This is a genomic window from Deltaproteobacteria bacterium, from assembly GCA_016930875.1.
Taxonomy (GTDB): Bacteria; Desulfobacterota; Desulfobacteria; order Desulfobacterales.
On sequence record JAFGFW010000055.1, the window covers coordinates 1 to 21523 of the forward strand.

18 protein-coding genes are annotated in these 21523 nt (G+C 50.2%); 11 read left to right on the forward strand and 7 right to left on the reverse strand.

Annotated elements, in window-relative coordinates:
• Window positions 1-182 precede the first annotated feature (182 nt).
• A complete protein-coding gene (locus JW883_05700; GenBank protein ID MBN1841760.1) occupies window positions 183-2900 on the reverse strand; it encodes a pyruvate, phosphate dikinase in 2718 nt (905 codons plus the stop codon).
• 330 nt (window positions 2901-3230) lie between these two features.
• Between JW883_05700 and JW883_05705 the strand changes: the two genes are divergently transcribed.
• The 4 genes from JW883_05705 to JW883_05720 are packed head-to-tail and all read left to right on the forward strand — an operon-like array spanning window position 3231 to window position 7666.
• Window positions 3231-4022 (forward strand): kinase/pyrophosphorylase, encoded by a 792-nt coding sequence (locus JW883_05705; protein ID MBN1841761.1) that lies wholly within the window; start codon window positions 3231-3233, stop codon window positions 4020-4022.
• A gap of 21 nt (window positions 4023-4043) precedes the next feature.
• Entirely contained in the window at window positions 4044-6428 is a 2385-nt protein-coding gene (gene ppsA / locus JW883_05710) for a phosphoenolpyruvate synthase (GenBank protein MBN1841762.1), read from the forward strand.
• Window positions 6429-6431: 3 nt separating this feature from the next.
• On the forward strand, window positions 6432-6815 hold the full coding sequence (locus tag JW883_05715) for a hypothetical protein (protein ID MBN1841763.1): 384 nt from the start codon (window positions 6432-6434) through the stop codon (window positions 6813-6815).
• A complete protein-coding gene (locus JW883_05720; GenBank protein ID MBN1841764.1) occupies window positions 6812-7666 on the forward strand; it encodes a kinase/pyrophosphorylase in 855 nt (284 codons plus the stop codon). The genes JW883_05715 and JW883_05720 overlap by 4 nt, the downstream gene beginning before the upstream one ends.
• 21 nt (window positions 7667-7687) lie before the next feature.
• Here the strand turns inward: JW883_05720 and JW883_05725 are convergent, their stop codons facing one another.
• The 6 genes from JW883_05725 to JW883_05750 form a co-directional block, all read right to left on the reverse strand.
• On the reverse strand, window positions 7688-8944 hold the full coding sequence (locus tag JW883_05725) for an adenosylhomocysteinase (GenBank protein MBN1841765.1): 1257 nt from the start codon (window positions 8942-8944) through the stop codon (window positions 7688-7690).
• Between the two features lie 18 nt (window positions 8945-8962).
• Complete coding sequence (locus tag JW883_05730) at window positions 8963-10159, reverse strand: methionine adenosyltransferase (GenBank protein MBN1841766.1); 1197 nt, start codon at window positions 10157-10159, stop codon at window positions 8963-8965.
• Window positions 10156-10512, reverse strand: a complete 357-nt coding sequence (locus JW883_05735; protein ID MBN1841767.1) for an aspartate 1-decarboxylase — start codon at window positions 10510-10512, stop codon at window positions 10156-10158. Before JW883_05735 ends, JW883_05730 begins: the two co-directional genes overlap by 4 nt.
• 24 nt (window positions 10513-10536) lie before the next feature.
• The gene (locus JW883_05740; protein ID MBN1841768.1) at window positions 10537-11382 is read right to left on the reverse strand and encodes a pantoate--beta-alanine ligase; all 846 of its coding nucleotides are present in this window, start codon (window positions 11380-11382) and stop codon (window positions 10537-10539) included.
• Window positions 11383-11617: 235 nt separating this feature from the next.
• Window positions 11618-12457, reverse strand: a complete 840-nt coding sequence (gene rsmA, locus JW883_05745) for a ribosomal RNA small subunit methyltransferase A (protein ID MBN1841769.1) — start codon at window positions 12455-12457, stop codon at window positions 11618-11620.
• Window positions 12458-12619: 162 nt separating this feature from the next.
• Complete coding sequence (locus JW883_05750) at window positions 12620-13462, reverse strand: NTP transferase domain-containing protein (GenBank protein ID MBN1841770.1); 843 nt, start codon at window positions 13460-13462, stop codon at window positions 12620-12622.
• 163 nt (window positions 13463-13625) lie between these two features.
• Here JW883_05750 and JW883_05755 point away from each other — a divergent pair, with 163 nt between their 5' ends.
• From JW883_05755 to JW883_05785, 7 genes are all read left to right on the forward strand, one after another.
• Window positions 13626-14717, forward strand: coding sequence for a 2-oxoacid:acceptor oxidoreductase subunit alpha (locus JW883_05755; GenBank protein ID MBN1841771.1), 1092 nt, complete (start codon window positions 13626-13628; stop codon window positions 14715-14717).
• Between the two features lie 150 nt (window positions 14718-14867).
• Window positions 14868-16286 (forward strand): 2-oxoacid:acceptor oxidoreductase family protein, encoded by a 1419-nt coding sequence (locus JW883_05760; protein MBN1841772.1) that lies wholly within the window; start codon window positions 14868-14870, stop codon window positions 16284-16286.
• A gap of 58 nt (window positions 16287-16344) precedes the next feature.
• On the forward strand, window positions 16345-16665 hold the full coding sequence (locus JW883_05765) for a 4Fe-4S binding protein (GenBank protein MBN1841773.1): 321 nt from the start codon (window positions 16345-16347) through the stop codon (window positions 16663-16665).
• 6 nt (window positions 16666-16671) lie between these two features.
• The gene (locus tag JW883_05770) at window positions 16672-17256 is read left to right on the forward strand and encodes a CoB--CoM heterodisulfide reductase iron-sulfur subunit A family protein (protein MBN1841774.1); all 585 of its coding nucleotides are present in this window, start codon (window positions 16672-16674) and stop codon (window positions 17254-17256) included.
• 15 nt (window positions 17257-17271) lie between these two features.
• On the forward strand, window positions 17272-19077 hold the full coding sequence (locus tag JW883_05775; GenBank protein MBN1841775.1) for a hydrogenase iron-sulfur subunit: 1806 nt from the start codon (window positions 17272-17274) through the stop codon (window positions 19075-19077).
• A 76-nt stretch (window positions 19078-19153) separates the two neighbouring features.
• Window positions 19154-19552, forward strand: a complete 399-nt coding sequence (locus JW883_05780) for a hypothetical protein (GenBank protein ID MBN1841776.1) — start codon at window positions 19154-19156, stop codon at window positions 19550-19552.
• 318 nt (window positions 19553-19870) lie between these two features.
• The gene (locus tag JW883_05785; GenBank protein ID MBN1841777.1) at window positions 19871-21433 is read left to right on the forward strand and encodes a citramalate synthase; all 1563 of its coding nucleotides are present in this window, start codon (window positions 19871-19873) and stop codon (window positions 21431-21433) included.
• Window positions 21434-21523: the final 90 nt, after the last annotated feature.

The following is a 21523-nucleotide window of genomic DNA, read 5'->3' on the forward strand; positions in this document are numbered from 1 at the left end:
CAAAGAACGACTCGAGAACATTTGCGGCATAACGTACCCGCAAATATTTGTAAAAAAACTCTTGACTTTTACCGGAACAACTAAAATACCTAAATGTAGATAACGGGGGAGAAGCAGAGATGTAGGGGCGGGCATTATGCCCGCCCGAATTGCTTTTTACGAAACCGTCATGCGAAAAAAAGCTACTTCTTATCAGCCAGTACTGCATGGGCAGCTGCGAGCCTGGCAATGGGGACGCGGAATGGCGAACAGCTCACGTAATCGAGGCCGATCCGATGACAGAATATGACCGAATTCGGCTCTCCGCCATGCTCCCCGCAGATCCCGATTTTGAGATCCTTGCGTGTGGCACGGCCCCTTCTTACGCCAATCTCCATGAGTTGCCCAACGCCCGGCTGATCGATAGCCTGAAAGGGGTCATCGGGAAGGATCTTTCTCAGGACGTAGTCGGGCAGAAAAGTGCCGGCATCGTCGCGGGAATATCCAAAGGCCATCTGTGTCATGTCGTTGGTGCCGAATGAGAAGAACTCGGCATCCCGAGCGATCTCATCTGCCGCAAGAGCTGCCCGTGGCACCTCGATCATAGTCCCCACCATGTACTTGAACTTTGTTCGGGATTTCTTCATGACCTCATTGGCCACCCTGTCGATGATAGCCTTCTGATCGTTGAATTCTGCCGCTATTCCCACCAGGGGTACCATGATTTCCGGCAAGACCTTGATCTTTTCTTTGCGGCACTTGACAACTGCTTCAAAGATCGCCCGGGCCTGCATGGCTGTAATTTCAGGATGGGTGATCCCGAGCCGGCAACCCCGGTGGCCGAGCATGGGATTGAACTCAGACAGAAAATCGACCTTGGCAGCCACGGCCTTTACAGGAAGGCCGAGGCGTGCGGCCAGCTCCTTTTGTGCAGACTTTTCATGGGGGACAAATTCGTGCAAAGGGGGATCCAGCAGCCTAATGGTTACAGGACGGCCTTTCATGGCCTTAAAGATACCATAGAAATCCTTGCGCTGCATGGGCAGCAATTTGGCCAGGGCCTTTTCGCGGCCCTGGGTATCCTCGGCCATAATCATTTCGCGCATGGCCCAGATGCGCTCGCCAAAAAACATGTGTTCCGTTCTTGTAAGTCCGATCCCCTCTGCGCCCAGTGCAATGGCGACCTTTGAGTCTTCAGGGGTGTCTGCATTTGTCCGAACCCCGAGGCGTCGAACTTTATCCGCCCAGGCCATGAGTTTCTTGTAAGCAGGGTTTTTCCCCGGGCCTGTGGCCACCAGTGGCAGCTTGCCTTTGTATATAACTCCTTTGCTCCCGTTCATGGTGATCCAGTCGCCCTCTTTCATGACCTTGCCATTGAAATTTACGGTTTTCTTCTTGAGATCAATACTGGTGATGTCGCCGCATCCCACAATGCAACACTTGCCCCAACCCCTTGCAACCAGGGCAGCATGGCTCGTCATACCACCCTTTGATGTCAAAATGGCCTGGGCAGGTTTCATGCCGTGGACGTCCTCCGGCGAGGTTTCTTCCCGGACCAGGATCACCTTTTCGCCCTTATTGCCAAGTTCTTCGGCCTTGTCTGCTGTGAGGACAATCTGGCCAACCCCGGCGCCGGGGCCGGCTGGAAGCCCGGCGCCGAGCTTGGCTGCAGTTTTTTCTGCATTGATATCTATCATGGGATGGAGAAGTTCTTCAAGCTGCTCGGGTCTTACGCGGGAAACCGCCGTCTCCTTTGATATGAGCCGTTCCTTTACCATGTCAACAGCCATTTTAATGGCAGCCGGACCGTTTCGTTTCCCGACACGCGTCTGAAGCATATAAAGCACGCCATTTTGAATGGTGAACTCGATGTCTTGCATGTCTGTGTAATGAGTGTCGAGCTTGTCCCTGATGTCATCAAGTTCCTTGTAAAGACCTGGCATGGTTTTTTGAAGCGTTGGCAGGTGCCGGTTTGTGACTACCTTGGAAACGTTATTGATGGCAAAAGGGGTTCGTATGCCGGCAACCACGTCTTCTCCCTGGGCATTGATCAGCCATTCTCCGTAGAAGTTGTTGTCACCCGTGGCCGGGTTGCGGGTGAAGGCCACACCTGTTGCGCAATCATCTCCCATGTTTCCGAATACCATGGTCTGCACATTCACTGCCGTTCCCCAATCGTCCGGCAGTTTTTCGATCCTGCGGTAGGACACGGCTCGTTTGCCAAACCATGAGAGAAAGACCGCGTCAATAGCTCCCCAGAGCTGTTTCATGGGATCATCCGGAAAGGGTTTGCCAAGGACTTTCTTGACGGTTTTCTTGAACTGGACAGTGAGAGACTTCCAGTCATCTGCTGTGAGGTCCAGGTCTGTTTCGTATCCCTTTTTCTCTTTTACCTTATCTATAAGGCCCTCGAGTTGAGCCCTGATTCCGTTGCCTTCTTCCGGTTCAATGCCTGCGGACTTTTCCATAACCACGTCTGAGTACATGGCAATCAGACGACGGTAGGCATCGTAGACAAAACGCGGGTTGCTCGTTTTCTTGATTAGGGCAGGTATCGTTTTGGTAGTTAATCCCACGTTAAGCACAGTTTCCATCATGCCGGGCATGGAAGCACGGGCGCCAGATCGTACACTGAAAAGGAGTGGGTCTTGCGTATCTCCGAATTTTTGTTTCATCAGTTTTTCGACTCTGGCAAGGCTTGCCTCCACTTCCTTCATAACGCCGGGCGGGTACTTTTTCTTCCGTGCGTAGAACTCGTTACATGCTTCCGTAGTAATCGTGAATCCGGGCGGCACGGGCATGCCGAGGTTGACCATTTCGGCAATGTTGGCGCCTTTTCCACCGAGAAGGTTTTTCATGGTCGCGTTGCCGTCTGCCTTGCCACCACCAAAAAAATAGACGTACTTAGTGCTTTTTTTCATCACCGACACTCCCTTCTGTGAGAATTTTCTGCCAGTGAAACCTGACGGCTTCACAAAAAGTCCATTTCGCGAAAACCATGCTTACAATAATGCTTGCGGGAAATCAAGCACTTAAAATGAGATAATTTGGCTATATGGAAAAAACGTTGCGAGGAAGGTGGGGTCCGTAGACGTGTTGCTAAATGCTGGTGATTATGGTAACAGGTACATCATAATTATCACCTTATCGCAAACCGCTTACACAGGGTGTCTTCGTGGTCTTGTTTTAGTGTGATCTTCTTCCCGAAAAGTGTGTGGATTTTTTTCGGGGGAGGCAAAGGTCGCAATGCCATGAGCCTGCTTAAGAGAAAGGTGCATGTGTTCATCGTCTCTGATGCCACAGGCCTTACGGCTGAAAGGGTTATCAGCGCCGTTCTCGTTCAATTCAAACAGATCAAACCCGTGTTCAAAAGATTTCCCTACATCAAGACAAAAGAGCAAATAGAAGACATCTTCAGAAGAGCCGAGGACTTCGAGGGGATTGTGATCTACTCGCTGGTCTCTCAAGAACTCCGGAGATGGATTCGTGGGGAAAAGAGGAAAAGGAGCGTTCATACCATAGATCTTCTTGGTCCTCTCTTGGAACGGATGGGAAGACTCTGGAACATGATGCCTGCTTTTCGTCCCGGGCTGTTGAAAGGGCTGGGAGAGGAATCGATCCGTCTTGCCGAAGCGATTGACTTCACATTGAAACACGATGACGGGCAAGGGATAGAGACTTTAGGCAAAGCAGACCTTATCATACTTGGAGTTTCCAGGACTTCAAAGACGCCTACAAGCCTTTATCTTTCATGTAATCATAATCTGAAGGTCGCCAATGTCCCTATTGTTCGAAACATGGAACCTCCGAAGAAAATTTTTTCTCTTAAGAGACGAAGGGTAGGGCTTACCATCGCTGCGGAAAGACTGGCCTTCATAAGAGAAAAGAGGCTTAAGTATGCAGGGTCAACTGATTACCTGGATATTGCCTCTATCAAGAAGGAGCTGGCGTACAGCCATGAGATATTCAGTGAGATAGACGGATTGGAGGTCGTAGACGTAACGAACAGTTCCATAGAAGAGATTGCCAACAAGATTATGTAGTGAAAAGGGGAGGGTGGTGCTATGAAGAAGAGCGATTTTGTGCTGTGGTTTAAGGATCTGGGAAGGGAAGACATCCTGCTTGTCGGCGGCAAATGCGCCAATCTCGGTGAACTATTGGGCAAGATTGAAGTCCCTGTACCCAATGGTTTTGCCGTCTCGGCACACGCATACGAGGTTTTTTTGAAAAAGACGGGGGCAGGCAAAAAGATTAGCGCTTTGCTTGCCGACGTTGACACATCCGACATGGACTCCCTTCAAGCCACTTCCCGCAAGATCAGAAAACAGGTGGAAACTCTTCCCATGCCCAAGGAGATGGAAAAGGCGATTCTGAAGGCATACCAGAAGCTTTGCAAGATGGTCGGCAAGAAGAGTGTCGCCGTGGCCGTACGGTCTTCTGCGACGGCCGAGGATCTGCCGGGCGCCAGTTTTGCCGGCCAGCAGGACACCTTCCTGAACGTGACCCAGAAAACCCTTCTGGACAATGTGCAACAGTGCTGGAGCTCTCTGTTTACACCCAGAGCCATTGTCTACCGCAAGGAAAAGGGTTTTTCGCACGAGGAGGTCCTCATCAGTGTCGCGGTGCAGGAGATGGTTTTCTCCGAGGCGTCCGGTGTCATGTTCACGCTGGAGCCGGTCAGTGGCGAGAAAAACAAGGTGGTGATCAATGCCTCCTGGGGCCTGGGCGAAGCCATTGTAAGCGGTCAGGTAACCCCTGACGAGTATGTCGTGGAAAAGGACTCTTGCCGGATTCTCGAGAAACAGGTCTTCAAGAAGGATAAACAGATCGTATCCGACAGGAAAGGGAGCACCAAATGGGCCTCGGTCCCAAAAAGCATGAAGGATACGCCGGCATTGAGTGATGAAGCCATTATTCGCTTGGCACAGTACGGCGTGCAGATAGAGAACCACTACGGGGTCCCTCAGGACATTGAATGGGCCGTTGACTCCGATGGGCGAATCTTCATTCTTCAAGCAAGGCCTGAGACCGTACACGGGGCCGAGGGAGCGGGAAAAAGACAGGAAGGGGGCGATTTTGTGGAACAGGATATACTTGTTCGGGGAATGGGTGTCAGTCCAGGCCGTGGATCGGGCCGGGTAAAGGTGATACTGGACATCTCGGATATTTCAAAATTTCAAGAGGGAGATGTTCTGGTTACAGAGATGACTACGCCTGATTGGGTTCCTGCTATGAAGATAGCCTCTGCGGTGGTGACGAACCTGGGTGGCAAGACATGTCATGCTGCCATAGTAAGCCGGGAACTGGGTGTCCCGTGTGTGGTTGGCTGCGAAAATGCTACAAAGGCGCTGCAAGACGGCCAGGTGGTCACGGTGGAGGGCCAGAGGGGTCTTGTCTTTAAGGGGGCTTCCGTTGAGAAGGAGGACAGGGCTGCGGCGACACCTGTGGATCTGTCAGGTCAGGCGATAACTGCTACGAAGGTGTATGTCAATCTCTCAATTCCTGAGATCGCCAAGAAGGTGGCCCAGGAGACCAACGCGGACGGCGTGGGTCTGCTCAGGGCCGAACACCTGATGCTCAGCATTGGAAAACATCCGAGGCTCCTCATGGAAGAAGGCGGAGACCAGGTCATGGTGGATACCTTTGCCCGCGGCATAGGACAAGTCGCTGAGGCATTCTTCCCTGGACCCGTGGTTTACAGATTCCTTGATTTCAAGCCTGACGAATTTCTGGAATTGCCCGGCGGGGAAAAGTACGAACGAGACCATGTAGGCCCCAACCCGATGATCGGGTACCGGGGACAATACAGGTACATAAGAGAGGATGACATCTTCAGGCTTGAGCTACAGGCCATCAGGCAGGCTAGAGAGACCATGGGCTTTACGAACATCTGGGTTATGCTCCCCTTTGTCAGGACCCTCAAGATCTTCAAGGCGGCTGTCAATATCATGCGTGAGGAGGGATTGGACCATCGGGGCAATCCTGATTTTCAACTCTGGATCATGGTGGAGGTTCCGAGTGCCTGCTTTGTGATCGACGAATTTTGCAAAGAGGGAATAGACGGCGTGAGTTTCGGCACCAATGATTTGACGATGCTCGTCCTTGGTGTCGACCGAAATGACACATCCGTGCAGGAGCTTTATGATGAGCGGGATCTGGGAGTGCTGAGGGCCATAGGTTATACGATGGCCATATGTAAGAAACATGGCGTGACCACATCCATCTGCGGACAGGCCCCCAGCGTCTATCCGGATTATCTGGAATTCATGATCCGGTGTGGCTGTACTTCCATTTCAGTTAACCCTGACACGGTTGTGGCATCCAGGCGAAGTGTGGCCATGGTGGAGCAAAAAATTCAGATGGAAAAGGCCCTGGGGATGGTATCCAAGCCCAAGATAGCAAAGATACCCATGGAGAAAATATCCTTCTGGAAGTTTGTGGAAGATTAAACCGTGCGCCATAGCTGTAGTAGCTTAGTAGACTACATTGCCGGCCGATACAGTTTCGGGGCCGAGATTGGCATTGGGCATTTTCCCGATGTCGCCCTCGCCCTTGCGCAGAGAGGCCTTCGGGTTTTTGCTACGGATATTAAGCCCATCTTGCACGATGGGGTGAAGGTCATAGTGGACGATATCACCCAGCCGGATGTGTCTCTGTATACCGAGGTGTCGCTTATCTATTCCTTGAGGCCGCCACCGGAGTTAGTGCCTTATATGCGCCGGCTGGCAAAGGTCATTGCAGCGGACTTGGTCATCAAGCCTCTTGCGTCTGAATACCCAGGAGGACAAATGATTTCCGGGGGAAACACCACGTTTTTCTTGTGGAACAATCCATGAAAAGGAAAAAAGGCACAACAAAGAGACCTCCTTCGGAGGCCAAGACCATTTACCTGATTGGAGAAGGTACAGGGGAGACCGTTAGCAAGATCACCAGGGCATCGCTGGCACAGTTCAGGTGCGAGCAAATCAAGGTCAAGACCTTTTTCCAGGTCAAAGAGAAACGACAGATCGGCCGTATTATAAAGGAGGCTGCAGAGGATAAGGCGCTCGTGGCCTTCAGCATGGTTGAGGCGCCCCTGCGGGATTTCTTGCTCGAAAAGGCCGGTCGCATGGGGATTGAGGCCATTGACGTTATCGGTGATTTTATTATGCACCTGTCTACGTTCCTGGGGGAAAAGCCCATGGAGATCCCAGGACGACAGCATGCCTTGGATGAAGAGTATTATCGACGCATCGAGGCAATCAACTTTGCCGTCAAACATGACGATGGAAAGCTGCCCCAGGGTTTGAGACTTGCCGACCTGATTCTGGTAGGCCTTTCCAGAAGCGGCAAAACGCCTCTGTCGGTCTATCTGGCCCATCAGGGATGGAAGGTTGCCAACGTTCCCCTTCATCCTGATATGAAGGCACCCGAAGATCTCTTCCAAGTGGAGCAGCGCAAGATCTTTGGCCTAATCATCAATGTGGAAAACCTTGTCAAGGTCAGAGAGGCAAGGCTTACGCAACTGGGGCTTACTTCCTATGCCAAGTATGCCGATCCCGTGAAGATAGCCGACGAAATTGAGTGGTGTGAAGCGTTCTTCAAACAAAACCCGCGCTGGCGAATCATGGATATTTCCAACAAGGCCCTTGAGGAGGCAGCCGCAAGCATTATCAATGCACACCTGAGCGGCAAAAGGCTAGACTGATGCATTCAGGGTTATTGTGTCTTACGTACCCATTTCCCATGAAGCAAGATATTTTTTTTGTTCGCTTGTTAAGGTATCGATAGCAATATTCATGGCTGCCAGCTTTTCTTTGGCAATCTTTTTGTCGATTTCTTCTGGGACAGGATATACCTGAACCGGAAGTGGTTTCTTTCTCTTGACCATATACTCGATGGAAAGGGCCTGATTGGCAAAGCTCATGTCCATTACGCTGGAAGGATGTCCCTCTGCCGCGGCAAGATTTACCAGACGTCCTTCCCCGAGCACATTAATTCTCCGGCCGCTTTTCAAGAGATGTTCCACCACGAAGGGGCGGAGCTTGCGCTTCTTTTTTGTTATGGCTTCAAGGCCGGGCAGGTCTAATTCCACATTGAAATGTCCTGAATTACAGACAATGGCCCCGTCCTTCATGAGCTTGAAATGTGATTGGCTAATGACATTGATGTCTCCGGTGAGGGTGCAAAATATGTCGCCGATTTTGGCGGCAGATTTAATAGGCATTACGGAAAATCCGTCCATAACCGCTTCCAGCGCCTTCAATGGATCGACTTCCGTGACAATGACATTGGCCCCCATGCCTCTTGCCCGCATGGCCACTCCGCGGCCGCACCAGCCGTAGCCGGATACGACAAACGAGCTTCCCGCAAGAAGACGATTGGTTGCTCTGATAATGCCGTCAACCGTGCTTTGTCCGGTGCCGTATCTGTTGTCAAAGAGGTGCTTGGTGTTGGCGTCGTTCACAGCGATGATGGGGTATCTGAGGACCCCGGCAGAAGCCATGCTTCTCAGACGGATGATCCCGGTGGTGGTCTCCTCCGTGCCGCCCCGGACAAGGTCCAGAAGTTCCTTACGCTCCGAGTGAAGCGTGTTTACCAGGTCAGCTCCGTCATCCATGGTGTACATGGGTTTCAGGTCAATGACCGCATGAATATGCTTGTAATAGGTCTTATTGTTTTCCCCTGTTATGGCAAAGACCGGGACCTTGTCATGCTTAACAAGGGATGCCGCCACGTCATCCTGTGTGCTAAGGGGGTTGGAAGCGCACAGCCTGAGATCTGCACCCCCTGCCTTAAGAGTCTGCATAAGAGCTGCGGTTTCCGTGGTCACGTGAAGGCATGCCGCGAGACGTATCCCTTTCAAGGGTTTCTCCCTTGAAAACCGGGCTTTGATCCGTTCCAGGACCGGCATGCTTTGCTTGGCCCATTCAATGCGGAGTTTTCCGTCCTTTGCCAGTTTTAGATCTTTCACGTCGCACTGCATGTAAGCATCCTTTCTTTTTTACTTCTTGCTTCTTTTCTTGGAGGCTTTCTTTATGCCCGACTTTTCTATCAGCACGTCCACCATGTTGGTTTTTTCCCATGTGAAATCCGGATCATTCCGTCCAAAGTGCCCGTAGCACGAGGTTTTCTTGTAGATGGGCCGCAGGAGGTCCAAATATTCGATCATCGCCGCGGGCCTGAGGTCAAATACCTCATTGACAATCTCGCAAATCCGCTTCCGGGGAATGACCTCGGTCCTGAAAGTATCCACGAGTACTGAGACAGGCCGCGCCACACCAATGGAGTATGCAAGCTGTACCTCGCACTTCCTGGCAAGACCGGCCGCCACAATATTCTTGGCCACGTGTCTTGCCATATAAGAAGCGCTTCGGTCCACTTTGGATGGGTCTTTTCCTGAGAAACACCCTCCTCCGTGACTCCCCTGGCCACCGTAGGTGTCCACAATAATCTTCCGGCCGGTCAGACCGCAATCTCCCATGGGGCCGCCGACCACGAAACGCCCTGTGGTATTAATAAAGTACTTAGTGTCGCCATCGATCATTTTTTTGGGCACAACTTTCTTGATAACTTCTTCGATGATTGCTTTCTTTAGCTCTGAATACTTGATGTCCGGACTGTGCTGGGCCGCAACCACAACGGTCTCTACACGTTTGGGGTTGCCGTTCTCATATTCAATGGTAATCTGAGTCTTTCCGTCCGGGCGAAGAAAATCGAGAGACCCGTTCTTGCGCACCTGTGCCAGGCGCATGGCCAGCTTGTGGGCATAACATATGGGCATGGGCATCAGTTCAGGAGTTTCATCGCAGGCATAGCCAAACATGAGACCCTGATCTCCGGCCCCCTGCTCCTTGGAAGGACCTTTTCCGTTTACCCCCATGGCAATGTCAGGAGATTGGTGATCAATGCTGGTGACTACAGCGCACGTTTCCCAATCAAAACCCATGCTTGAAGAATGGTAGCCGATGTCCCGAATCGTCTCCCTGACAACATGAGGCATGTCCACATAACAAGTCGTTGTGATTTCTCCGGCTATAAAGGCAAGACCCGTGGTCACCAGGGTCTCGCAGGCCACCCTGGCCTTGGGGTCTTTTTCCAGCATAGCGTCCAGGATAGTGTCTGATATACGATCCGCTACTTTGTCCGGATGTCCTTCAGTTACGGACTCTGAAGTAAACAAAAAGTCTCTCTTGCTCATGTGTCCCCCTTTATCTTATTGGCCTCATCCACGAAGATGACGGCCGGCCTGAAATCTCCCATGCTTTGGTCATCCATAACCGTATAACAGGTAATAATTATCAGGTCTCCCCGGGCGCCTTTTCGGGCTGCCGCACCCCTTAACGCAATGGTTTGCGATCCGGACGGCTCTTCTATGGCGTAGGTCTCGAATCGATTGCCATTACTAATGTTATAGACCTGAACCAGTTCATAGGGGAGGATATCTGCTGCGGTCATGAGGTCAGCGTCGATTCCGAGGCTTCCCTCATAGTTGATATCGGCATCAGTGACAGTTGCGCGATGGATCTTGGATTTCAGAAAAGTACGAATCATAACAAAATTGCTCCGTAGTTTTGTTTACGGTGTCAGTATGGCATTGTCTATCAAACGGGTCCTGCCCACCCACACGGCCAGAGCCATCAGGCTTGGCCTGTCAACACGTTCCACGTCTTCAAGGGTATCCGGGTCACAAAGTGTTACGTAATCGACCTTGGTATCAGGATATGAGACGATAAGCCTTGATGCTTCCTCAATGAGTTTCCCGGCATCCTTGGTTTCCTGGGCCACCAGTTCTTGAGCCAGTTGAAGGGACTGATAAAGAGCCAGAGCAGAACGCCTTTGTTTTTTGGACAAATACGTATTTCTGGAACTCATGGCCAGGCCATCTGCCTCTCGCACAGTAGGGACCCCGACAATCTTTATGTGGTAGCTCAAATCCCGTGCCAAACGCCGGATAACCGCCAACTGCTGATAATCCTTTTTTCCGAAAAGAGCAACATGTGGTTTCACAATGTTAAAGAGTTTAGCTACCACGGTAGCAACACCCCGAAAATGGTCTGGTCGCGACAGGCCGCACAAACGCCGTGGGAGCGTTTCCAGGTTGACATACGTCTCATGCCCTCTGTCATACATGGTATTTGCTTCCGGGGCAAAGACCACATCTACCCCTACGGATTCGGCCAAACGAATGTCCTGATTCAACTCCCTAGGGTATGTCTGATAATCTTCCGTTGGACCAAACTGTGCTGGATTGACAAAGATGCTGACAACGAGGGCATCTCCATGTTTTCGTCCCTCACGCATCAGTGCGAGATGTCCGTCGTGAAAGCAGCCCATTGTGGGAACAAAAGCGATTGTCTTTCCTTCATGCAGGAGGCGATTTGCCTCTTGCTGCATGCGATCTATCTCCTTAATGACCTTAATGCGTCCCTCCAAATACCAGAAGATTATTTTTTTAATGCCATTATGCAAGAATGTCAATGGCCTTGGTTGGAAAACTGGTAACTTCTGGAAAAGTCCGAGTTATGCGGTTAGCATAGACATCGGCATTTAAGGTCTTCCACTCCGAGTGGTATCTTTTTTCGTAAGCGTTCACAGGTTCAGATTTTGGTGAACCCTGAACCTGTGAACCATTGAACCCGTGAACGGTTACCTTCTTTCAATCCTTGAGCAGGTTCGCCAGAGTGACAAATTCCTGTACACTTAGAGTCTCTGCTCGTCTTCGCGGATCAATGTTTGCCAGATCGAATGCCGCCAATACCCGGCGTTCTTCAAGCCCAAGATCGCTGTTCACTAAGGCGTTCTTGAGCATCTTTCGCCTTTTTCCAAAAGCTGCGCGAATTATCCCGGAAAAAAAAACCTCGTCTGTTGCACGAAAAGGCGCTGAGTCGAAAAACTCGACGCTCACAACTCTCGAATCGATTTTCGGCCTTGGATAAAACGAAGAGGCCCCTACATGGGCTATAGGGTAAACCTTGGCACAATATTGGATCAAAACAGATAGTCTGCCGTAAGCCTTGGTCCCTGGTTTGGCCAGGAGACGTTCGGCAACCTCTTTCTGAAACATGAGAACGGCACGATCGATAGACTCGCGGAAATTGATCAAATGTATCAGGATCTGAGACGAGATGTGATATGGAAGGTTGCCAGCCACTTTCAGCGGCCGATCTGATGCTTTAGCCAGGTTGTTGATGTCACACCGGAGGATGTCCTTTTCAATAACGGTCACATTGGATACACCTGCGGCCAGGATCTCGTTTCTGAGCAGCGTGGCAAGCTTTCTGTCTGACTCCACTGCCAGCAAGTGATTAACCCGCCCAGACAAAGGGACGGTCAGGGCCCCGAGCCCTGCGCCTATCTCAAGGACTGTGTCGTTTGAGCCGAACTGGCTCTGTCTGACGATCATGGTGGCGACGTTCGGATCGGCCAGGAAGTGCTGGCCCATGGATTTTCTGGGATGTATTGCCCATGCCTTCAGAAGTATGCTCGGAGCAGTCATGCGCCTTTTATCTCGAAGCACGTTCGAACGTTTTTATTCGCCTTCGCCGTAATACCCTGCAGCGCACCGTCGCCCAAGCTATGGCGCGTCGGCGACTTGCTGCGGGGAGCTTTATTTCATAAGGCTGAAATGATACGAATTCCAAAATATGCCCTACCAATCTCATGCCGGACGGCCCGCATAGTGGACTGCGGCGCGAAACCCCAAAGGGTGGCCGGCATCAAAGGCCGCACCTTCGAGGAGAACCCCCATTAGTTCGCCCTTTTTGATAAGGATATGATGGATAGGCACATCATCTACCTCACCTGTGGCTTTGGAGCGTATGGTTTCCACCAGGTCGAAATATTCCGGCAGATAGATCCCTCCCCCAAAGCCCTTATGAACCTCCGCACCCCGCTCTATGGAAAGGAGGGGCTCCCTTTTCTTGTCAGAAAGCGATGTAATAGCAAAGCAGCGCTCCACAGGTGCGTTGGCGTCTAGCAGGCCGACATTGCCAAAGCGCTGAACATCATGACCCTTTATGAGCACTGTTCCGATTACATTCTGGCCGTATGTGTGAAATGCTTCCATCAACTGTTCTGCAAATGGTTTGTCCGAAAAGAGAAGACAGTCCGGCATAATGCAAAGAAAAGGTTCATTACGTACGAAATCTTGAGCTAGCGCCACAGCATCAGCGACCCCTCTGGGCTCGTCCTGGTTAAGAAAAACCGTGTTGCACGCTTTCAGTTTTCTGTAGAACGCGGTATCCCAGTGAAAGGGAAAAAGCGGGGGAGGCCAGCTTCCGGTGATAAAATCTTTGAGCAGCGGCTTGCGATGACTCGTAACAATGCAGAAGTCGAAAATGCCGGATGCCATGTACATTTCGAGTGTATGCTGAATCATGGGTTTTCCCCCTATTGGGAGGAGTTCCTTGGGGATATCATTAGTGAGTGGAGCCAGACGAGTCCCTAATCCAGCAACAGGGATAACGGCTTTTGTTAAGTATTCGGACACGGAAACGGACATAACATGTTTGCCCGCAGCTTTCAATCGTTGGACGGGATGCCAGATACCGGATACCGGATGCTGGATGGCAATTTTCAGGCGATTTTCAAGGATTGACAGTTAACGCGATTTTCTGCTATATAAACAGTTTTTTTATGAAAATCTGCCCTTTTGGAGTTTCATTATGACCAAGGATACCAAGAGGGTCCTGCTAACCGGAAACGATGCTGTGGTTGAAGGACTCTGTTGCGCTGCTGGGAACAAGAGGCGCATTGTGTACGCAGGTTATCCCATCACCCCTGCGTCAGAGGTTGCCACCCGTGCTTCTGTAGTTCTCCCAAAACACGGTGGGGCCTTTATTCAGATGGAAGATGAGATCGCCTCAATTCAGGCCATTTCCGGAGCAGGTCTCACAGGGGCAATTGCCGTTACGGCTACTTCAGGCCCCGGCTTCAGCTTGATGTCCGAGGGCCTCGGCTTTGCGGCCATGATTGAATCGCCCGTTGTTTGCGTTAACGTCCAACGAGGTGGACCGTCCACTGGCATGCCAACATGGATGGGGCAAGGCGACATGATGCAAGCGAGATGGGGTACTCATGGAGAAAGACCCGTGATTGTGCTCGTACCGAACTCTGTTCAGGAGACCTTGCTTTTGACTTATGAGTCATGCAGGCTTTCTCAGGAGTATTCGATGCCCGTGGTTTTGATGTTGGATGAGATTATAGGGCATATGGAGGAACCGATCTCCATCCCTGAGCTTCCTGCCATACCACTTGATCCAGATTTTGAGATCATAGGCAAGGGGCATCGCCTCCATCGAACCGGTCTTACGCATGATCTTCAAACCAATCTTCCCAGGATTAATCCTGATGCAGAAGAACAACTGGTTCGACATCTGCTCGATAAGGTCAAGAAGAACGCAAAAAAGATCGTCAAGTATGAAACCTGCGGGGACCTGGCAAAGGCCGACGTAGTCATTATCTGTTATGGGTCCGAATCTCGATCGGTCGAGGCCGCCGTGAAACAGGCTCGCAGAAGGAATTTGAACGTGGCCATGATTCGGCTCATCACAGCCTGGCCGTTTCCGAAAGATTTTCTTCAAGAGCTTGATAGAATACACAGGGTGTTTGTGGTGGCAGAAATTAATGCTGGACAGATGCGAGTCGAGGTTGAACGCTACATAAAGAAAGGTACGGTTCAGGGTCTGAACCTCATGGGAGGCAGGATTCATACTCCAGGTGAAATTCTGGATGCTATTAAGACAATTAGTCACTAGTCACTGGTCATTAGTCATTGGCATTAGTAACCGATGCCGGATGCTGGATACCGGATACCTGATGCCAGAAGCGCCGGGAAGAAGTAAGCAGTAGGGAGTACGCAGTGGGCGCCAATGCCCAGTGACCAGCAACGCAGAAGGGAGTCAGACATGCCAAACATGGAGATCAGCCAGCATCCATATGCTGATCTATTGAGAATAGAGATGATGCCAAACATCTGGTGTTCGGGCTGCCGGATCGGGAGGGTCAAAAATGCATTTATAGAGGCTATTCAAAACCTCGGCCACAACGCTGACAAGTGTGTGGTGGTTGCCGGAATCGGATGCTCGTCGCGCATTGCAGGTTACCTTAACCTCGACAGTATACATTCAACCCACGGCAGGGCCATACCCACGGCCCTCGGGGTGAAGCTCGCCAACCCGGAGCTAGTAGTTACTGTGATGGGGGGCGACGGAGATATTCTGGGCATCGGCGGAAATCATTTCCTTGCCATGGGCCGCCACGGCCATGACATGAACGTCTTCTGTATGAACAATTATGGTTACAGCATGACAGGTTTTCAGCATGGACCCACGACCCCCCTCGGGGCCCGGACAATTACTACATCAGGTGGCAGTCCGTATGTGCCGATTAACCCTGTTGCTGTGGCCCTGGCAGCCGGTTACACTTTTGTGGCCCGATCCACATCTTCCCATCCCTATCATCTTATGGACTGTATGATTTCCGCCATGAACAACAGAGGCCCGAGTTTTGTCGAGATATTGATTCCGTGCATGCTCTTTGAGAGGCGCAACAAAATCAAATCACTTGAGGCCTTGTTCTTGGAAAAGGCCAACATCAAAGAGACCCTTAGCGAAGAAGACGTCAATGAAACTGATTATTCAAAGGAGATTAGCCTTGGGATTTTCAGAGATATCCCTGTGCGAGAAAAATCCCAACTGACTCTTGTTAAGCCGACTAAAAAGAAGGCTGCAAAAAAGTATCATGTGAGCTTCAAATCAAGGGACAGCGGCATAAAGCATGTGCAAATTCGAATGGAGGGAACCGGAGGGCAGGGGATTGTCCAGGGGGGCAAGACGTTGATTCACGCGGCCATGAATATGGATCCTAACTTAAATAGTACAATGACAAAACGATATGGACCAGAGATGAAAGGGGGAAGCTGTCTGACGGATGTGATCCTTTCCTCTCAGCCTATTGACTACCCTTTTGTGGAAGTTCCGGACTTGCTTCTCATGATGTCGGATATCGTCAGCAAGGAGCGGGGCGGCGAGGTGGTTGTTAACGACAATGGTACGATTGTTGTGGATGAGTCCATGGTCGATCAGAGTCTGCTGGAGAATGTTGCCGACGGTGTTCAGGTTTTCAAGGTGCCGGCAACCCAGATTGCTCGCGACAATTTCAAGGTTGTGGTAGCTAACAATGTAATGATGGGCTTTGTCGCTAAAATAACATCGATTATTGATAAGGCCTGCCTAAAAGCAGCGATCCTTGGGTCTGCTCCACCCGGGACCGAGGAGATGAACCTGGCTGCATTCGACAAGGGGTACGAATTTGGTGGATCGTGAACGAGCCACAAACGATTTACTAATGACAAATGACCAATAACAACATGGCAGGCCAATTATGAAAACTGGAGTTTCAACTTCGAGATACTGGAACATAGGACAATGTACGATACCTATTGGGAAAGTCGTTATCATAGCGAATTTTTGCAAAGGTGGGGATGACTGTTATGACTGCATAAAATTTTGCCCTGAGAAGGTATTGGAACGAGGCGCCGTGCCTAATGAAAAAGGTTTCTTTCCTCCCATTCTGGTTAACGAGGGGAAGTGCACGGTCTGCGGCAGATGTCAGCTTTATTGCAGTGAAAACGCAATCTTTGTCGAGAAAGTTGGCGAACGGACTGTTACAGCCGAGGAGATAGCAATAAGAGAGGAGAATTAATGATAGATGTTGAATAATCGCATAGGTGTCTTTATATGTCATTGCGGGACCAATATTGCAGGCACGGTGGATTGCCATCAGGTGAGTGCGGCCATAGCCCAAACCGACGTTGCCTTGGTAAGAGAGCATCCCTATATGTGCACCGGGGGACAGGCGCAGATTATTAGCGATATGCGTGAGTACGGTTTAGACAGGATCGTTGTGGCTGCATGTTCTCCCAGGATACATGAAGCAACCTTTCAAGCGGTCTGTACAGTCGGTGGCGTGAATCCACACATGATGGAGATGGTCAATATCAGGGAGCAGTGTTCCTGGTGCCATACTTATGAACCTGATGAAGCTACACAGAAAGCCAAAGACCTTGTGCTCATGGGTATTGAGAGGGTGAAGCTTAACGTTCCGTTAGTCCCTTTGCAGGTTCCTATGACCAAGAAGGGTTTGGTTATCGGGGGCGGCATTAGTGGTATTGAAGCGAGTTTGCAGCTTGCTGGTCTTGGTCACAAGGTGATTTTGGTCGAGAAAAGTCCTACCATTGGCGGGAAAATGGCTCAACTCAACAAGATTTTCCCGGACCAAAACTGTAGCCCGTGAATTCTGGGGCCGAAGATGGTGGATGTCGGTCGGCATCCCAATATTGAGTTGCTCACCATGTGTGAAGTCATTGAAGCCAAGGGGTATGTTGGAAACTTTGAAGTCACGTTAAGAAAACATCCGAGGTACGTGACTGAAGATTGCACTTTTTGCGGCGAATGTTTACAGCGGTGCAATGTATTTGCCGAAGATGAGTTTAACGTGGGCCGTGCCCTGAGAAAAGCGATATATACACCATTCTTGCAGTCTGTTCCCAGGCAGTACGTGATTGACGACAAGGCATGTATCCATTTTTCTGAGGAAGCATGCCAGAAATGTGTAGAAGATTGCAAGAAACATGCAATCGATTTTTCCCAGACTGTTGAAGAGGAAACGCTCCATATAGGCGCAATTATTGCTGCGACCGGCGTAAGACCGTACGACCCAACAGGATTATACGGTTATGGCGACAGCCGATTTCCAGATGTGGTTACGTCTATGGAACTGGAGAGGATGATGTCTCCAGAGGGGCCTACAAAAGGCGAGGTAATCCGACCGTCCACAGGGGAGGCGCCAAGGAGTGTTGCTTTCGTACAGTGCGTGGGTTCCAGGTCTGAGAAAGACGGTGAGTTGTCTTATTGCTCAAAGCTTTGTTGCCCGAATACCATAAAGAACACATTCCTTTTGAAAGAACGCTTGCCGGAGCTTGAAATATACGTATTTCATAATGGTATCCGAACCAGCGGCAACAGGCAGGAGAGAATGTTTCGGGAAGCAAGGGAAGAGGGTGTTGTTTTTGTTAACTCTTTCCCGAAAATCACTGAAGGCCATATCTTGACCTTTTTCAACCCTCTGATCGATCAGCAATGGCTTATGAGAAAGGAGTTTGACCTTATTGTCCTTGCCGTCGGTATTGTACCCACGGCAAAGGAGATCTCACAGGTCTTGGGGATTCCTTTGGGAAAAAGAGGGTTCATCAAGGAAGACAATCAACTCTCTCCTAGCTCTACCCCCACGAATGGAATCTACTTTGCCGGCGCTGTGGGAAGCCCTGCAGACATCAAACAATGCATTGAACAGGCGGGCAATGCAGCTATGCAGGTGTCGAAACATTTTCAAAGAGACGTGGCAGAGCTCTCGTCCATTATAGCTAAGGTGGATCTTGAAAGATGCACAGGTTGTGGCAAGTGCGGCAAGCAATGTCTATTTGGCGCCATTCGAATAGAGGACAAGGTCGCTGTCATCACACAGGCTATGTGCCGTGGATGTGGCAATTGCGTAAACGCTTGTGAGTTTGACGCGATTTCCATAGCAAATCATACTGCTGAGCAAATAGAGGCGCAATTGAGAGCAGCGCTGAGTGAACCAGAAGACAGGATTGTTGTATTTGCCTGCCATTGGTGTTCTTATGCGGGGGCCGATTTTGCAGGCACCAGCAGGCTCCAGTATAGCCCGAACACCAGGATCATAAAAACCATGTGCTCATGCCGGGTAAAGGTGGATCTCATCGAATATGCCTTTGCTTTAGGGGCTCCGAAAGTAATTGTCTCTGGTTGTCATCCCGGAGACTGTCATTACCTTGATAATAATATGTTCACTAAAGGCAGGGTGATGAGGTTAAGGGACAAGCTGAGCAGCAAAGGGATCAATCCTGAAAGATTAATGCTGGAGTGGATTTCAGCTTCTGAAGGGCAGCGGTTTGTTGACGCGATTCAGAGAATGGAACAATTGAGAGTTGATGAAGATGAGGTCGAGATGAGTAAAATGATTTTCAGCCAACCAAAGAAGAAAAGGAGAAAAAAAGAAGACAAGATAAGGTCGCAAAGCGATTTTATTGCTTGACTTTGTCTGGAACTATGCGGTATTTGTATATAATTATTGCACTTGCTCCAACACAAAAGACAGGAGGTCAAACAGTATGAAGAAGAGACGAAAAGCTTACAGCGTGGATGCAATGATGAGGTTCTTTCTTCAATACTACAACATTCCCACAAAGCAAGACATTGAAAAGATCTTGAGCAGAATAGACCGTCTGGAAACGGCCATCAAAGCTGGGAAGGTATCTGGGAGCAGGTCAAGAAAGGCAGGCAAGCCGAAACCCGCTACAGAAAAGAAAGAGGTTGCCAAAGGTCGGGCGAAGATGTCAGCTACGGAGAAGGTTCTGAGTATCCTGAAGCGATCTCCCAAGGGAATTGATGTCTCTGGGCTTAAAGCAAAGTCCGGTTTTGAAGATAAGAAAATTCGCAATATTATTTTCAGGCTTTCCAGGCAGGAGACTATTAGGAGGGTCGGACGAGGCATTTATGCCATGCGGTAATGCGGGGTAGGCACGGGTTAAAGAGGTTGCTTAAAAAAAAGCTTGACAATAGGTTATGCTTTGTTTAGCCTATGAAAAATCTTTGGAATATAGATTAATTATGACACGGATACAGGCCATTACAGGCGTCATTCCAAACGTCATTATCGTAGTAGGGATTATTCTATCCCTGCTACCGGCTGGAGGCTTGGTAATGGTCTAGATTCGCTGACATAGCAATCACAAAAGTCCGTTATCAGGCCGCCTGGTAACGGACTTTTTTTTGCTTCGAACATTGATTTTTTCTAAATTAAGGGTCGTTGCATGAGGGGTTGGGCTATGGAATCAATTCTGGTTTATGACACAACACTGAGAGACGGTTCGCAGGGCGAGAAGATCAATTTTTCTGCTGAGGACAAAGTCCGAATTGCCCAAAAGCTGGATGATGTGGGTTTGCATTACATCGAGGGCGGGTGGCCAGGCTCAAATCCGACAGACACACGCTTTTTTGAACTGGCCAAAGGGATTTCTTTCAAACAAGCACGCCTGGCGGCCTTTGGAAGCACGAGAAGACCTAAAACACCTTGTGAGCAAGACGCGAATCTAAAGGCGCTTGTCGAGTCCGAAACCCCTGTTGTCACCATCTTTGGAAAGAGTTGGGATCTCCACGTCAAGAAGGTTATGGCTAATACTATGAAGGAAAATCTGGCCATGATCTACGACACTGTGGCCTTCCTTCGATCTCACGGTCGAGAAGTGATCTATGATGCCGAACATTTCTTTGACGGTTACAAGAACAATCCGGAATATGCCTCAGAGACGATAGATGCGGCGGTTTCAGCTGGGGCTGATTTTATTGTGCTGTGTGACACAAACGGAGGAACACTTCCGTCAGAGATACAGGAAATCATGGAGCGGGCCTGTCCGAAGATTTCAGCCAAGGTCGGCATCCATGCCCACAACGACTGCGGTCTTGCTGTTGCTAACACGCTGACTGCGGTTCGCCTCGGCTCTGTCATGGTCCAGGGAACTGTGAATGGTTACGGGGAGCGGTGTGGAAATGCGGATTTGACCTCAGTTATCCCCAACCTCCAACTCAAGATGGGGCTTCCATGTGTAAGAGATGAGAATCTGCGCAGGCTTACGGAGCTTTCGCGCTATGTGAGCGAAGTGGCGAACATGACCCCCTTTAACGGGCGCCCCTTTGTGGGAGCAAGCGCCTTTGCCCATAAAGGGGGGATCCACGTAAACGCCATCATGAAGACGCCAAAGGCCTATGAACACATGGAGCCAGAGGCCATCGGAAATGAGCGTCGTGTCCTCATGTCCGATCTATGTGGCAAGAGCAACGTGGATTATAAGGCCCGGGAACTTGGAGTTGAGCTGGGAGGAGATGGGTTTGACAGCAGGAGAATCGCCACGGAGATAAAGCGATTGGAGCACGAGGGGTATCAGTTTGATGCAGCCGAAGGATCATTTGAACTTTTGCTGAAAAGGCTTACGGGTCAGTTCGAACCGCTATTTCACCTGGAATCGTTTCGAGTGGCCATTGAAAAGGATAAGGATCTTCCTTGCAGGGCATATGCTACCATTAAGGTCTGCGTGGGTGATCAACAGGAAATCACTGCGGCAGAAGGAGATGGTCCGGTAAGCGCCCTGGATAATGCCTTGAGGAAGGCCCTGAATAAATTCTTCCTCGTGGATTTAGAAGAGATGCAGCTTGTTGATTTTAAGGTCAGGGTGATTGAGGGTCGGGACGGAACGTCAGCCCGCGTAAAGGTCTTCATCGATTCTCGGGACCAGAAGCGCGTGTGGAGCACCATTGGAGTTTCTACAGATATCATTGAGGCAAGTTGGCAGGCCTTGGAGGATAGTTTTCAGTATAAGCTTTCGCACATTTGATTTGAAAGTCGTGAACAGGGAATCGTCATAAATTTTGTTTCCGGCTTGGCCGGATTAGACATTATTGCAAATAACGTCTCCGGAGGATAC

Bases quoted from the DNA above. Each gene is read 5' to 3' on its own strand.
- JW883_05700 (MBN1841760.1), bottom strand. From the start codon at position 2,900: ATGAAAAAAAGCACTAAGTACGTCTATTTTTTTGGTGGTGGCAAGGCA.
- JW883_05705 (MBN1841761.1), top strand. From the start codon at position 3,231: ATGAGCCTGCTTAAGAGAAAGGTGCATGTGTTCATCGTCTCTGATGCC.
- ppsA (MBN1841762.1), top strand. From the start codon at position 4,044: ATGAAGAAGAGCGATTTTGTGCTGTGGTTTAAGGATCTGGGAAGGGAA.
- JW883_05720 (MBN1841764.1), top strand. From the start codon at position 6,812: ATGAAAAGGAAAAAAGGCACAACAAAGAGACCTCCTTCGGAGGCCAAG.
- JW883_05725 (MBN1841765.1), bottom strand. From the start codon at position 8,944: ATGCAGTGCGACGTGAAAGATCTAAAACTGGCAAAGGACGGAAAACTC.
- JW883_05730 (MBN1841766.1), bottom strand. From the start codon at position 10,159: ATGAGCAAGAGAGACTTTTTGTTTACTTCAGAGTCCGTAACTGAAGGA.
- JW883_05735 (MBN1841767.1), bottom strand. From the start codon at position 10,512: ATGATTCGTACTTTTCTGAAATCCAAGATCCATCGCGCAACTGTCACT.
- rsmA (MBN1841769.1), bottom strand. From the start codon at position 12,457: ATGACTGCTCCGAGCATACTTCTGAAGGCATGGGCAATACATCCCAGA.
- JW883_05750 (MBN1841770.1), bottom strand. From the start codon at position 13,462: ATGTCCGTTTCCGTGTCCGAATACTTAACAAAAGCCGTTATCCCTGTT.
- JW883_05755 (MBN1841771.1), top strand. From the start codon at position 13,626: ATGACCAAGGATACCAAGAGGGTCCTGCTAACCGGAAACGATGCTGTG.
- JW883_05760 (MBN1841772.1), top strand. From the start codon at position 14,868: ATGCCAAACATGGAGATCAGCCAGCATCCATATGCTGATCTATTGAGA.
- JW883_05765 (MBN1841773.1), top strand. From the start codon at position 16,345: ATGAAAACTGGAGTTTCAACTTCGAGATACTGGAACATAGGACAATGT.
- JW883_05770 (MBN1841774.1), top strand. From the start codon at position 16,672: ATGTTGAATAATCGCATAGGTGTCTTTATATGTCATTGCGGGACCAAT.
- JW883_05775 (MBN1841775.1), top strand. From the start codon at position 17,272: ATGGTGGATGTCGGTCGGCATCCCAATATTGAGTTGCTCACCATGTGT.
- JW883_05780 (MBN1841776.1), top strand. From the start codon at position 19,154: ATGAAGAAGAGACGAAAAGCTTACAGCGTGGATGCAATGATGAGGTTC.
- JW883_05785 (MBN1841777.1), top strand. From the start codon at position 19,871: ATGGAATCAATTCTGGTTTATGACACAACACTGAGAGACGGTTCGCAG.